The sequence below is a fragment of the Pedobacter sp. MR22-3 genome, from assembly GCF_026240075.1.
GTDB lineage: Bacteria > Bacteroidota > Bacteroidia > Sphingobacteriales > Sphingobacteriaceae > Pedobacter.
The window spans coordinates 394593-408101 of sequence record NZ_JAPIVF010000005.1; the positions used below are offsets into that span (position 1 = coordinate 394593).

A 13509-nucleotide genomic window follows, 5' to 3' on the forward strand; every position below is an offset into this window, starting at 1 on the left:
CCCCTGTTTATATTTCCAAAATTCCGTATTCTTCAATTTTTCTATACAGGGTTGTCAGGCCAATCCCCAGTAACCTGGAAGTTTCCGTTTTATTGCCTTTGGTATGAATCAGCACCTTCTGGATATGTTGTTTTTCTATCTGTTGAAGATTGAAATGATTCTGAACAGGCACAAATTCAAAAAATTCTGGTGGTAAGGCTGATAAATTAAGTTCGGCGCCGTCAGATAGGATCACCAGGCGCTCCATCACATTTTTGAGCTCCCGGATGTTACCACGCCATTGATGTTTCTCCAATATTTCCAGCAGTTTATCGTCTGCTTTAAGCTGAGCCCGATTGGATTTAACAGCAAATTCTGCCAAATAATGTTTTGCCAGCAAAGGGATATCTATTTTGCGTTCGCGCAAAGGCGGCAGCATGATCGTGAAAACCGAAAGGCGGTAATATAAATCAGAACGGAACTTTCCAGATTCAGCATCTGCTTTAAGATCTTTATTGGTGGCGGCCAATATGCGTACATTTACCTGTTGTGTGTGCGTATCCCCAACTTTAATAAAACTTTGATTTTCCAGCACCCGCAAAAGCTTGGCTTGTAAATCGAGGTTCATTTCACCTATTTCATCCAGGAACAAGGTTCCGCCATTGGCTTCTTCCAGTAAGCCTTTTTTATCTTTATTCGCACCGGTAAAAGCACCTGCTTTGTAACCAAATAGTTCGCTTTCTAATAAATCAGGACTAAAGCCACTACAGTTTAAGGCTACAAAAGGCTTTGCTGCCCTCGGACTTTCATAATGAATGGATTGTGCGAAAACTTCCTTCCCGGTTCCGGTTTCACCTAAAAGCAAAACGGTTGTATCGGTCTGGCTTACTCTTTTCGCCAAATCAATTGCTTCGGTGAGTTTTTTGGAATGACCGATCATCGTGCTGAAGTGATGTTTGCCTGCAATTTTTTGTGCTAGTTCGGCAACACGTTGCTGCAGATTTGCTTTCTCAATTGCTTTATAAAGTAAAGGGATTATTTTATCATTGTCATCTCCTTTAACCAGGTAATCGAAAGCACCATTTTTAATCGCCAAAACACCGTCTGATATCGTTCCGTATGCGGTAAGGTTGATTACCTCCACAAAAGGTTTGATCAGTTTAATGTCCTTCACCATGGCCACGCCGTTTACGTCGGGCAATTTTACATCGCTGATTACAATACTTACATCATTGTTTTTTAAAAGTTTTAAGCCCTCTTTGCCTGTAGCGGCCTGCAAAGTTCTAAAACCTTCCAGTTCTATAATTCTGGACAGTAAACTGCTGATTTTTTTTTCATCATCAATGATGAGGATGATCCCGTTCATAGGTTTGAAATAAGCTACAATATTAAGGATAAAAAAGGCGAATCAACAGAAATTGAAATATAATCTATCCTGCATTTTTTCCATTCGGAGCAATCATTTTGGAATGGTTAAGCTGCAATCTTTTCATATTGGGAAAAAGCTTTCCATTTTGGTGTGTTTCGTTTTGCCGGTAATGCTTAGTAATCCTTTTTTTGAAAGTTTTTATGCAGACAATCAGATAGATATGGGTTTGTTGTTTGCAGGGCACCAGGTTTGTCCTGGTGGATGATGAAATTTTAGAAAAAATGAACAATCAAATAATATTTGTCCGCCTTGCCACAAAAGAAGATGCCATTTATGCAGGTGAAATTGTAGATGAAACTCTGAACTCCGCCATCATCAGAGGATCTGGAATCTCCAGAAGAACACCCGCATCCATCATTGAAAAAATGGAAACCGGCAAAGCGATTATTGCGGTAACCAGTGGTGGTGAATGGGTAGGCTTTTCCTACTTCGAAAACTGGGAACATGGCAAATTCATCTCCAATTCCGGATTAATTGTGAAGCCAAAGTTCCGGAATTCTGGCGTAGCGAAATGCATTAAAAACAGAATTTTCAACTTGTCAAGGCGTCATTTTCCGCAGGCCAGGATATTCAGCATTACCTCGGGCGCAGCCATTATGAAAATGAATAGCCAGCTGGGTTTTGAGCCGGTAACTTTTGATCAGATTACCCAAGATGAAGCCTTTTGGGCGGGTTGCGCAAGTTGTACCAACTTCGATATTCTGGAAAGAAAAAAACGGCGTAACTGCTTATGCACTGCCATGCTGTTTACTCCTGAGCACATTGAACAAATCGTCACCCAAGCCGCTTTAGCAGATAAAAAACAACAATCATTAGCCATCCATTAATCAAACCGAACCATGAATATTTCAGATACACGGGCAACAACACATCCAGATTTAAACAGGCTTTATAACGAAGCGATCGCTCTTTTAACCACCTTGATCAGTATGCCATCTTATAGCGGTGCTGAAGATAAAACAGCTGATGAAATTGAATTGCATTTGACGAAACATCAGATAAATACCGTCCGCAAGCGGAATAATGTATGGTGTTACAATAAATTCTTTAACCCGCAGAAGCCTACTATTTTACTCAATTCACATCACGATACCGTAAGGCCAAATGAACAATATACGCGTGATCCATTTGCAGCGGTTGTTTACGATGACAAGCTGTATGGTTTAGGAAGCAACGATGCCGGTGCTGCGCTGGTATCGCTGATCTCTGCTTTCATTTATTTCTATGAAGACGAAAATTTGCCTTTCAACCTTTGTTTAGCCGCAACGGCGGAAGAAGAAACTTCAGGTGGAAACGGCATCAAATGTATTCTGGATGAATTGGAACCGATTTCTTTCGCTATTGTTGGTGAACCTACAAACATGCAAATGGCAATTGCAGAAAAAGGCTCGATGGTGATTGATTGTACGGCGAAAGGTCGATCTGGTCATGCCGCGAGAGAGGAGGGCGATAACGCCATTTACAAAGCCATGAGGGATATTGCCTGGTTTTCCAGTTATCAGTTCCCGATTGAGGATGGTGCCCCGCAACCTGTAAAAATGAGCGTAACGCAAATTGATGCGGGCATGCAACATAATATTGTTCCGGGCTGTTGCCACTTTACCGTGGATATCAGGTTCGATCACAATTATACATCCAGAGAAATTCTGAACACCATCATCAACCATACCATTTCAAGCTTCAATGTCAGGCCAAATATTTTACAGCCATCCCACATCAGCTTGTTGCATCCTATTGTGGTGGCGGGTTTGGGTTTAGGCAGAAAAACCTATTTATCACCTACCAGCTCAGATCAGGGATGGTTGGATATGCCTTCGATAAAAATGGGACCAGGAGAGTCTGCGCGATCACATACAGCTGATGAATTTGTTTACATCGATGAAATTGAAGAAGGAATAACGATCTATATTCGTCTGCTGGAATCGCTTTTTAAGCAAGGTGCATAAGCTTTATGTACTTTTTCGTTTACGACCGCCTGAAATAAATCCTTTTTAAGCATATTTGACCTCGTAAACCAAATGCTATGTTTAAAAAATTAAGCCCAGTAATCGTCCTCAGTTTCTTTGTCAGTTTTTGCGCTGCCCAGCAAGTGCGGCCGGCGAAATCTTCAGCAATTTACCGGGAACTGAAAACGCTTAAGCATCTTCCAAAGGTACTTTATCTGGCGGCCCACCCTGATGATGAAAATACAGGCTTACTTTCCTGGTTAATTAATGAGCAGAACGTGGAAACCGGCTATCTGTCGCTTACCCGGGGAGATGGCGGTCAGAACCTTTTAGGTACCGAGCAGGGTGCAGCCCTGGGATTAATCAGAACACATGAATTACTGGAAGCAAGGAAACTGGATGGTGCGCAGCAGTTTTTTACACGGGCCATTGATTTTGGTTTTTCCAAAAATACAGAAGATACCTTTAAACAATGGGATGCCGACAGCCTTACGGCTGATGTAGTTTGGGTAATCCGCAAATTCAGACCTGATGTCATTATTTGTCGTTTTCCGCCAACAGCAGCAGCAGGCCACGGACAACATGCGGCTTCTGCAGTGATAGCTGAAAAGGCTTTTAAACTGGCAGGAGATCAAACGGCATTCCCCAATCAATTGAAATATGTAAGTATTTGGCAACCCAAACGCATCCTTTGGAATACTTTCAGATTTGGATCAACAAATACCACAGCCGAAAACCAGTTGAAGGCAACTGTTGGTCAGTATGATGCCCAGCTCGGATTGGGTTATGGTGAGCTGGCAGGACTCAGCAGAAGTTTACACAAAAGCCAGGGTGCAGGCACACAAGCCGTGGCTGGCGTACGAACGGAATATTTTTCGCCGGTTTTAGGTGATCAGGCCAAAGCAAATTTGTTTGAAAGAATCCCGATGAACTGGTCTGACAGGGGAATCAATGACATTGATGAGTTAATTGATATTACCCTCTTGTCTTTTGATTATAACCATCCGGATAAGAGTTTACATGGTTTATTGATGTTGCGCAAGAAGATTGCTGAACTGCAGGATGTGAATCTTCGGAAAGATAAACTAGCTGCTATCGACCACATTATTTTAAGCTGTACCGGTTTTATGGGTGAAGTGGTTACCGACCAGGCAGAAGCCATTGCAGGCAACAGTTACAGCTTTCGTTTAAATGTAATTGCCCGGTCCTCGGTTCCGGTATTGTTAGAACAGGTAAATTGGATCAACCAAACAGATAATTTAAACCGCAGGGTTTCGGGCGATTCCCTGCTGACCATTGAGCGTAAGATTCAAATCCCGGCAGGAGCAGGGTTAACTGAACCCTACTGGTTAGAAAAACCTGCAAAAAATGCAGCTACTTTTAGTGTGGCCAATGATACCTTAATCGGTTTGGCTGAGAATGAAGCTGCACTGAATGTTGTTTTGTCGCTTAAAATCGGTACGGAACAATTTAAAGTAAAACTGCCTTTATCGTTCAAAAAGTTAGACCCGGTTAAAGGTGATGTGGTAGAGCAATTAAGGATTGTTCCGGCACTTGGTTTAAGTTTTGCCGAGCCGGTATATTTTGCCAGGGAAAAAGAAGGATTAGCCGTTACCCTGAGGTTGAAGGCTAATAAATCCATCAATTATGGTAAGGTTGATTTTAAGATTGGAAATGTGATCGTCAAAACCTTTAACGGAATCAATTTACCTGAAAATACCGTTACCATTAAAGACTTTTTAATTCCTGCTGAAGATTTATCAAAAATTAAAAGCAGTCAGAATAAACTTGAAGCTGTTTTTTCAGCAGAGCAAAATACTTTTACAAAAGGACAGGTATTGATTCAGTATCCGCACCTGCCTTCCCTGCAATATTTTGTACCGGCAACAACCTGGTTATTAAAAGGCGATATCAAGGTGCTGGCAAAAAGAATAGGGTATATTCAAGGTGCAGGAGATCTGATTCCGGAGTTTTTACGTCAGGCTGGTTTGCAGGTGGATGTATTAACGGAAGCTGATATTTTGAACCCTGCAAAACTGGCTACATACGATGCCATTGTAACAGGGGTAAGGGTGATCAATACCGAAAAGAGAATCAAGAACTGGCAGCCGGCTTTGAAAAACTATGTAGAAAACGGTGGTACCATGGTAATGCAATACAATACTACTCAGGATATGGCCTTACAGGATTTTGGTGTTTATCCTTTTAGCATAAGCGGAAAAAGAGTTACTGAAGAAAATGCTTCAGTTAAATTCCTGGTTCCAAATCATAAGCTTTTAAACTATCCGAATAAGATTACAGCAGCAGATTTTAACGGCTGGGTGCAGGAGCGTGGTGCCTATTTTCCAGATAAATGGGATGATAAATATGAACCGCTTTTTGAAATGAACGATACCGGAGAAGAGCCTTTAAGAGGAGCCACATTGTATGCGAAATACGGTAAGGGGAATTTCATTTATTCACCACTGGCATTTTTCAGGCAATTGCCGGCAGGTAATGTAGGTGCAGCAAGGCTGTTTTTTAATTTTATATCAGCAGGGAAGTAAGCCATTATGGAATAATTGCTATCTTATGTTTTCAGACACCTAAATTATGAATTCACATCTAAATTAAATGAAAAATCAGTTCAAAAACTGGAATACCTGGTATATTTTACTAGCGCTGGCCCTGGTGTTTCAGGTGGTATTTTATTATTTTTTCACTAAATTCTGGGCATGAGTAATATCGATTGGTGTGTACTCATTTTTACGTTATTAGCCGTTGTGGTTTACGGTGTTTTCATCGGTCGCGGACAAAAAAGTAACGAATCATATTTGAAGGCCGATAGTAAGATGCCCTGGTACATCGTGCTGCTGGGGATCATGGCTACGCAGGCAAGTGCAATTACCTTTTTGTCGGCGCCGGGGCAAGCCTATACCGATGGCATGCGTTTCGTGCAATACTATTTCGGTTTGCCATTGGCCATGATTGTAATTTGTGTAACCTTTATTCCAATATTTCAACGGTTAAATGTATACACTGCTTACGAGTATCTGGAGAACCGTTTCAATAAAAAAACAAGGGTTTTAACTTCTCTGCTTTTCCTGTTTTCCCGGGGCTTATCAACCGGGATCAGTATATATGCGCCAAGCATTATTTTATCCAGCGTATTAAACTGGAACATCTACCTCACCAATGTGCTAACTGGTGGCATCCTTTTAATTTACACCTACGTTGGCGGGGCAAAAGCCATTGCACATACCCAAAAACTGCAATTCCTGATCATTTTAGGAACCATGGCTTTTGCCGGTTATTTACTGGTGCAAAATATGCCAAATGGAATTGGCTTCAGTGATGCCCTATACCTGGCCGGAAAATCCGGAAAACTGAATGTGATCACTACTGATTTCAACTGGAAAGATAAATACAACATCTGGAGTGGATTGATTGGCGGGTTTTTCCTGGCACTATCCTATTTCGGCACCGATCAAAGTCAGGTGGGGCGATACATTACCGCAAAGGATAACACCAATGCCAAAATGGGTTTGCTGCTGAATGGTTTGGTCAAAATACCCATGCAGTTTGCCATCCTTTTAATTGGAGCCTTATTATTTGCTTTCTTTTCCTTAAAACCGGCACCCATCTATTTCAATGAAAGGTCATATCAATATTTAAAAGAAACTCAACCCAAACAAGCGGCCATATTTGAAAAGGAGCATCAGGCTTTAGCGGCAAAATTTAATCAGGAATCCAAAATTATTCTCTTGCAGAAGGAAAGCCAATCACCGGAATTAAATGCTTCTGTTGCGAAATTTAAATCTACCCAAATTGAGGTTAAAGATTTGCATGGCAGGGTAGAAGAAGCCATTAACCAATCCAACTTTAATGCTGAGAAAACAGATACCAATTATATCTTTCTATACTTTGTTAAAAACACTTTACCTGTCGGGATGATCGGATTATTATTTGCCGTCATTTTCCTGGCCAGCTGGGGTTCTATTTCTGCGGCATTAAATTCATTGGCAGCCTGCTCATTAAAAGATATACATCTTCTTTTTAGCAATAAAAAAATTGATGACACTACGGAGTTGAAATATAGCCGACTACATACTTTAGGCTGGGGTATATTTTCTATTGCAGTGGCGATGTTCGCTACCCAGATGGGTTCGCTAATTGAGGCAGTAAATGTTTTGGGATCACTTTTTTACGGACCAATTCTCGGCATTTTCCTGGTGGCTTTTTATTTTAAAAAAATCGATGGCCCGCTGGTATTTATTTCCGCTATCCTTTCTGAAATTGCCGTAATTGCTGTTTATAAATTCGATGTGGTGTCATTCCTCTGGTTAAATGTAATTGGTGCCGCGGCAGTAATCATTTTTTCGACTTTAGGATTATGGTTTTATCGGCTTAAAAACTTATTTTCGTAAATCTCAAAACAACAAAACAAATATATACCATATGAAAAAGATGATTAAATCAATCACCCTGCTTTTTGCAGCCATTACATTCTCTGTAAGTGCAATGGCTCAGGATGCCCAGCCTAAACCAAGTCCTGCGGCAACGGTTACCGGAAAAGTAAAAGGTGCTACCATTACCATTAACTATAGCAGCCCGGCTGTAAAAGGCCGTAAAATCTGGGGAGGTTTGGAAGCTTATGATAAAGTTTGGCGTGCCGGTGCAAACGAAGCCACTACTTTTGAAACGGATAAAGACATTATGGTGGAAGGAAAACCATTGGCCGCTGGAAAATATAGCTTCTTTTTAATCCCTAAAGAAAGCGGAACATGGACGGCAATTTTTAACAAAGAACCAAAGCAATGGGGTGCTTATAAATATGAAGAAGGCAAAGATGCTTTACGTGTTGATGTTAAAACCAAAGTATTGAAAGCCACCCAGGAACGTTTGGTTTATAAAATTACTAAAACTGGCTTCTCTTTAGATTGGGATAAGGTTTCCGTACCGGTATCTGTTAAATAGAAAAAGAAAATTAATATTATTTCAAAGGCCATTTCACTGATCTGAAATGGCCTTATTTATTTCCAGCTGTTATGTAAAGAAATGGTAACATAACAGCAACTTCATGCTAAAACATTATTTTGGCCGGATATTAATAACACATAATGAAATTTTTTATCCGGTTAACTTATTGCTTTTTGTTTTTTAAATTAAACGTTTTAGCACAATCAAATCATCATTCTTTTTCTGTAAAAGGAAAACAGCCTGTGGATCTGGTCAATGTATTTCTGGGATCTTCTGGCGATCACGGACAAATGTCGCCGGCTGCATCTTATCCTTTTAGCATGTTAAGCATCGGGCCACAAACCTATCCTAAAACCCATACCGGTTACGAATACCTGGCGAAGAAATTTGAAGGTTTTACGCATAACCGTTTTGAAGGCGTAGGTTGCCAGGGCTCAGGAGGGAATATTTTAATCAGGCCTTTTTTAGGCACTGATCCCTTGAAAACTGATCTGATCAAGACTTCAGAAAAGGCCAGCCCGGGTTATTATGCGGTTGGCTTTGGCAATAAAATAAGCGTACAGCTAAGTGTTTTAAAAAATGCAGGGAAACATGTTTATCAGTTTCCGAAAGGTAAAAAGGGATTATATCTTGATTTGAGTTATGCTTTTAACGGTGCTTTTGTTGATGAGCAGCATCAGGTAAAAGGAGATACAATTTCAGGCTGGATTACTTCCAGAACGACCTGCGGTGTAGGAAAATATAAAATTTATTATTGCCTGGTGGCAAAAGGTACAAAAAGCTGGAAAGACAATGGCAATCACCGTTTGGTTTTGTCGCTTCCGGAAGCTGCAGTTACCACAGAAATCAATGTAGCCTTATCCTCTGTGAGTGCAGAAGCAGCTTCAGCGACAATTAGTAACGATTCATTTGAACATGTCAAAATGCTGAGTGCTTCGGAGTGGAATCGTCATTTAAGTCAGATTGAAGTGAATGGAAATGAAGAAAACTCAGCATTATTTTATTCACTCCTGTATCGCACCATGCAGTCGCCATATGTCATTTCTGAACAAGATGGTACTTACCGGAACACCAGAGGAGAATTGCAGAAAGATAAGCAAATTCATTACAACGGATGGGCCATCTGGGACAATTACCGGACGCAACTGCCCTTACTTTCTCTCATTAATCAAAGCGAATATGCAGGGATGATCACTTCTATTGCAGAGTTGTATCAATCTGGTAAAAAGGATTATGCAAGTCAGCATGAGCCATCAAATACCGTCCGTTCTGAGCATGCCATTGTGGTCTTGCTGGATGCTTACCGGAAAGGATATCCGGTAGATTTTGCGAAAATTGCAGATTCCCTGGCGAAAGAAGTAGACGGATTGGATTATAAATCGCCGGATAAAGCATTGGAATCCAGTTATGATCACTGGGCACTGGGAGAAATATTTGCCATTCTGAAGAATAAGGATAAATCTCAATCCTATAAAAATAAAGCCCTGGAATATAAAAAATACTGGAATAAGGATTTTAGAGATTTAACCAGAAATGATGTAGATCGCATGCAGGCAAGAGGTCTGTACCAGGGAACCATCTGGCAATACAGGTGGTTTGTACCTTATGATGTGCAGGGATTAATTGAACTGGATGGAGGAGCAGAAGCCTACCTGGCCAATCTGGATCAATTTTTTGCAAAAGATTTATATAACCATGCCAATGAACCCGATTTGCAGGTACCATTGATGTATAATGCCACCACATCAGGATATAAATCTCAATACTGGATGCACCAGCTGGCTGCAGATACGGTGATTCAGAATTATTTTAACGACAATAGCCGGGGCATAGGATCATACATTGGCAAAATTTATAAAAATGAACCACAGGCTTATTTAAGAACCATGGATGATGATGCCGGCGCCATGAGTGCCTGGTATGTTTTTGCGGCCAGTGGTTTTTCTCCCGCTTGTGTAGGCTGGCCGGTCTATTACTTGAATGTCCCTTTATTTCCTTCATTAACTTACCATTTGCCAAAAGGGAAGACTTTTAAAATTGAAACCGGGAATTTTAGCCTTAAAAATAAGTATATCAAAGCCGTCTTTTTAAATGATCAGCCTTTTAGAAAAAACTATATCACTCAGGCTGAGATTAATGCGGGTGGTGTGTTGAAGATTATAGCTTCTGCAGAGCCGGTCAAGATTTCGGATACGGAAAACTGGATTTCTTCGGTAGAAAAATAATTTATAAAAATATGCCAGGTTTTCAAACTTATTTCTGAGAAACATGTTAATCTGATATAAATAATTATTAATATGGCTCCTTTAAAAATCAGCGAAGAACAGCATGCTACATTAAGCAATAAAAGCACATCCGATTCAGTAAATGATCAATCCTTAGAATTACATCCTGAAGCCTACAAGGTAAAGGGACCGTCGCCAGAAAAGATGCAGAGTGTATCTGCTTCCCTGCGTACCTACGCACATGGCTTATATGGATTGTTATAAAATAGCATTCAATTGAAATAGAAAAAGTCTGTCTCTTAACTGAAACAGACTTTTTTTGTAGTACCAGTGTGGTTCGTTTTTACCGGCAGTCATACACCTTGCATTATATTTAAACATGAGACAAAGCGCAGGAATATTACTTTACAGGAAAACAGGTCCGGAACCGGAATTTTTTCTCATTCATCCCGGCGGACCAATTTTTGCCAAAAAAGATTTAGGGGTATGGTCTGTACCAAAGGGTGAACTGGATGAAAATGAGGAACCGCTGCATGCAGCCATCCGCGAATTTGAAGAGGAAGTGGGAACGAGAATTGATGGCGATTTCATCGAACTGCAACCCATTATTCAAAAAGGCGGCAAGAGGGTGTTATGCTGGGCCGTTGAAGGTGATCTTGATCCGGCAACACTGCATAGTAACACTTTTGAAATGCAATGGCCACCAAAATCGGGCAAAATACAAAGCTTTGTAGAGGTAGACAGAGGCGACTGGTTTACTTATGAAAATGCCATCCTGGCGATTAAAGACCGGCAGATTCCCTTATTAGATGAATTGGTTTCTATACTGACTAAGCGTGTAAATTAAAATCAGATGACTGTTTTTCTGCTCCATTAATGATCACAGCAATCCGGTGGTTACCCAAATGAAACCTTCGTGTCGTGATCGGGACAAACTTTTGCTTACGTAAAATATTCACCTTCATGCCGGCAGGATAAATCCTTTCAGAAATCTTGAACACTTTTTTATGATGCTGCCCGTTCTGCTTTTTGTAATAAATGGCATATTCCAGCCTCACCTTCTGTTCAGTAAGAAGTTCATTTTGAATGGTGAATGAAAAGGCCAGGCTTTCACCCATGCGGATGTCTGGTGTTAAAAGATGGAAGTCTTTCAAGATCATTCCATGATCATTTAATCCATAATGTTTGAGGATTTCAGGATGGCCCTGTTTTAAGAGGGTTCTGCAACCATGTTTGATTAGCGCATCTGTTTCCGGGCTGATTCCCGCCCATTTTTTAGCGATTTCTAATACAGTGCCCGGATGGTCTTTAGCGATATCATTCAGGTTGTTGGCCACACTTCTCCGCACATATTCAGCAGGATCGTGCTTCAGGTTTTCCAGAATAGGTAATACAGCACCCGGATCTTTTTTCAAAAATGGAATACCCATGGCCCAGGGTAGCCTGGGCCGGCTGCCCTCGCTTGCCAATCTCCTCACTTTATGGCTTTCATGTAATGACCATTGCTGCATGCGGCGCATCATTTTATCGCCGTACTTTAAAATAAAGGGGCGAACGGCAAATTCACAACTCACAAACTGGGTTACAAATTCCAATGCTTCAACAGAGGTGTCAAAATCATCCATTCCGTAAGTTTCGATGTAATCCGGCAGGAACATAAAGGCCAGTCCATCTTCACCAATGCCTATTTTTCTTAATTCCACGATGGTCTTTTTAATGATTTCAATCGTATCATTATAGTTTTCAGGAAAGAATCGATGAATCACATTTGTGGTATGTTTCATTCTTTCCTTCAGTTCCTTTGATTCAAATTCGGCAATAAAAATCTCTTTTAAAAACTTGTCCCGGTAGAAAGCCGGAACAGTCAAAAGCAGGGCATCTGTTAGTTTCCCATAAAATGCCGGTGAATAAAGGTCTTTAAGCAAATAACTCATCTGATGGTGGATTTTGTGCTAAAGTTATGTGATACAAATTTATTTCTAGCTATTGTTTTACACATTCAACAAGTTTCTTATTCAGAAAATTTGTTTTAAATATGATATCGGCTATGCCATATTCAATCATTTATTCATCAACTTTGTTGTTGATCAGAACATAAATTGAATATGAAAAAAATAGGATGGATTGGATTAGGAAACATGGGTATTCCAATGGCTGCACAGCTTTTAAAAGCATCATATCCGGTTACCGTATACAACAGAAGTACAGAAAAAGAATCTGCTTTAACTGCTATGGGTGCAGCAGTAGCGGAGAGCCCTGAAGCACTTAGCCGGGAATCTGATGTGGTTATTGTAATGGTAACCGATGATCAGGCCATAACCGCTGTTTTTGAAGGTGAAAAGGGATTGATTCGCGGTCAGATAGATGGGAAAGTCATTATCAATATGAGTACGGTGTCTCCGGCCATTTCAAAAAAAATGGATGAACTGTGTAAATTACAAAATTGCCGGTACCTTGATGCCCCGGTATCAGGGAGCGTGAAGCAGGCAGAAACTGGTCAGTTGGTGATTATGGCCGGGGGCGCAAAGTCTGCTTTTGAAGAAGTAAAACCCATTTTTGATGTGTTGGGGAAATTAAGCAAGTGGGTAGGTGATACTGGAGCGGGAAATATAGCTAAGCTGGCCATCAATTCGCTATTGGCACTATACACACAAGGCCTGGCAGAAACCATTTTGTTTGCCAGTGAAAAGGGAATTCAACCGGCAGATTTATTAGAACTCATCGGAAATGCAGCCATCGGCAATGTATACACCAAGATAAAAGGCGAGGCCATTCTGAACGATGATTATAAAGCTGCTTTTGCTTTAAAACACATTGTAAAAGATTTGAGGCTCGCCAGGGATGAAGGCATCTCATCTCCCTTGGCTAAAACCGCATTATCAACTTATGAAAGGGCGCAGGCACAGTATGGGGAAGAAGATCTGGTTGCAATTATAAAAGCGCTCAAATCGCTTAATGGATAAATTTATTC

General features: G+C 40.7%; 11 protein-coding genes. 9 read left to right on the forward strand and 2 right to left on the reverse strand.

The window, feature by feature from the left end:
• Positions 1-7: 7 nt before the first annotated feature.
• Complete coding sequence (locus OQ267_RS14245; protein ID WP_265836442.1) at positions 8-1345, reverse strand: sigma-54-dependent transcriptional regulator; 1338 nt, start codon at positions 1343-1345, stop codon at positions 8-10.
• Positions 1346-1629: 284 nt separating this feature from the next.
• Here OQ267_RS14245 and OQ267_RS14250 point away from each other — a divergent pair, with 284 nt between their 5' ends.
• The 8 genes from OQ267_RS14250 (at position 1630) to OQ267_RS14285 (ending at position 11385) form a co-directional block, all read left to right on the forward strand.
• Positions 1630-2235: an N-acetyltransferase gene (locus tag OQ267_RS14250; RefSeq protein ID WP_265836443.1), complete on the forward strand. Its 606-nt coding sequence runs from the start codon at positions 1630-1632 to the stop codon at positions 2233-2235.
• A gap of 12 nt (positions 2236-2247) precedes the next feature.
• Positions 2248-3354, forward strand: coding sequence for a M20/M25/M40 family metallo-hydrolase (locus OQ267_RS14255; protein ID WP_265836444.1), 1107 nt, complete (start codon positions 2248-2250; stop codon positions 3352-3354).
• A gap of 77 nt (positions 3355-3431) precedes the next feature.
• Entirely contained in the window at positions 3432-5900 is a 2469-nt protein-coding gene (locus OQ267_RS14260; RefSeq protein WP_265836445.1) for a PIG-L family deacetylase, read from the forward strand.
• Between the two features lie 168 nt (positions 5901-6068).
• Positions 6069-7760 (forward strand): sodium:solute symporter, encoded by a 1692-nt coding sequence (locus OQ267_RS14265; protein WP_265836447.1) that lies wholly within the window; start codon positions 6069-6071, stop codon positions 7758-7760.
• A gap of 31 nt (positions 7761-7791) precedes the next feature.
• Entirely contained in the window at positions 7792-8310 is a 519-nt protein-coding gene (locus tag OQ267_RS14270) for a DUF2911 domain-containing protein (protein ID WP_265836448.1), read from the forward strand.
• A gap of 143 nt (positions 8311-8453) precedes the next feature.
• A complete protein-coding gene (locus OQ267_RS14275) occupies positions 8454-10538 on the forward strand; it encodes a glycoside hydrolase domain-containing protein (protein ID WP_265836449.1) in 2085 nt (694 codons plus the stop codon).
• 72 nt (positions 10539-10610) lie between these two features.
• Entirely contained in the window at positions 10611-10802 is a 192-nt protein-coding gene (locus OQ267_RS14280; RefSeq protein ID WP_088300214.1) for a hypothetical protein, read from the forward strand.
• Positions 10803-10917: 115 nt separating this feature from the next.
• Positions 10918-11385, forward strand: coding sequence for an NUDIX domain-containing protein (locus OQ267_RS14285; RefSeq protein ID WP_265818919.1), 468 nt, complete (start codon positions 10918-10920; stop codon positions 11383-11385).
• Here OQ267_RS14285 and OQ267_RS14290 read toward each other — a convergent pair.
• A complete protein-coding gene (locus tag OQ267_RS14290) occupies positions 11369-12472 on the reverse strand; it encodes a DNA alkylation repair protein (protein WP_265836451.1) in 1104 nt (367 codons plus the stop codon). The two genes, OQ267_RS14285 and OQ267_RS14290, sit on opposite strands and share 17 nt — an antisense overlap.
• 171 nt (positions 12473-12643) lie before the next feature.
• Here OQ267_RS14290 and OQ267_RS14295 point away from each other — a divergent pair, with 171 nt between their 5' ends.
• Positions 12644-13501 carry an NAD(P)-dependent oxidoreductase gene (locus OQ267_RS14295; protein WP_265836452.1) on the forward strand — a complete coding sequence of 286 codons (858 nt, stop codon included), beginning with the start codon at positions 12644-12646 and terminating at the stop codon, positions 13499-13501.
• The last annotated feature ends 8 nt before the right edge of the window (positions 13502-13509 follow it).

Excerpts from the sequence above, each read along its gene's own strand:
- OQ267_RS14245 (WP_265836442.1), bottom strand. The coding sequence starts at position 1,345 with ATGAACGGGATCATCCTCATCATTGATGATGAAAAAAAAATCAGCAGT.
- OQ267_RS14290 (WP_265836451.1), bottom strand. The coding sequence starts at position 12,472 with ATGAGTTATTTGCTTAAAGACCTTTATTCACCGGCATTTTATGGGAAA.
- OQ267_RS14260 (WP_265836445.1), top strand. The coding sequence starts at position 3,432 with ATGTTTAAAAAATTAAGCCCAGTAATCGTCCTCAGTTTCTTTGTCAGT.
- OQ267_RS14265 (WP_265836447.1), top strand. The coding sequence starts at position 6,069 with ATGAGTAATATCGATTGGTGTGTACTCATTTTTACGTTATTAGCCGTT.
- OQ267_RS14285 (WP_265818919.1), top strand. The coding sequence starts at position 10,918 with ATGAGACAAAGCGCAGGAATATTACTTTACAGGAAAACAGGTCCGGAA.
- OQ267_RS14295 (WP_265836452.1), top strand. The coding sequence starts at position 12,644 with ATGAAAAAAATAGGATGGATTGGATTAGGAAACATGGGTATTCCAATG.
- OQ267_RS14280 (WP_088300214.1), top strand. The coding sequence starts at position 10,611 with ATGGCTCCTTTAAAAATCAGCGAAGAACAGCATGCTACATTAAGCAAT.
- OQ267_RS14270 (WP_265836448.1), top strand. The coding sequence starts at position 7,792 with ATGAAAAAGATGATTAAATCAATCACCCTGCTTTTTGCAGCCATTACA.
- OQ267_RS14250 (WP_265836443.1), top strand. The coding sequence starts at position 1,630 with ATGAACAATCAAATAATATTTGTCCGCCTTGCCACAAAAGAAGATGCC.
- OQ267_RS14275 (WP_265836449.1), top strand. The coding sequence starts at position 8,454 with ATGAAATTTTTTATCCGGTTAACTTATTGCTTTTTGTTTTTTAAATTA.
- OQ267_RS14255 (WP_265836444.1), top strand. The coding sequence starts at position 2,248 with ATGAATATTTCAGATACACGGGCAACAACACATCCAGATTTAAACAGG.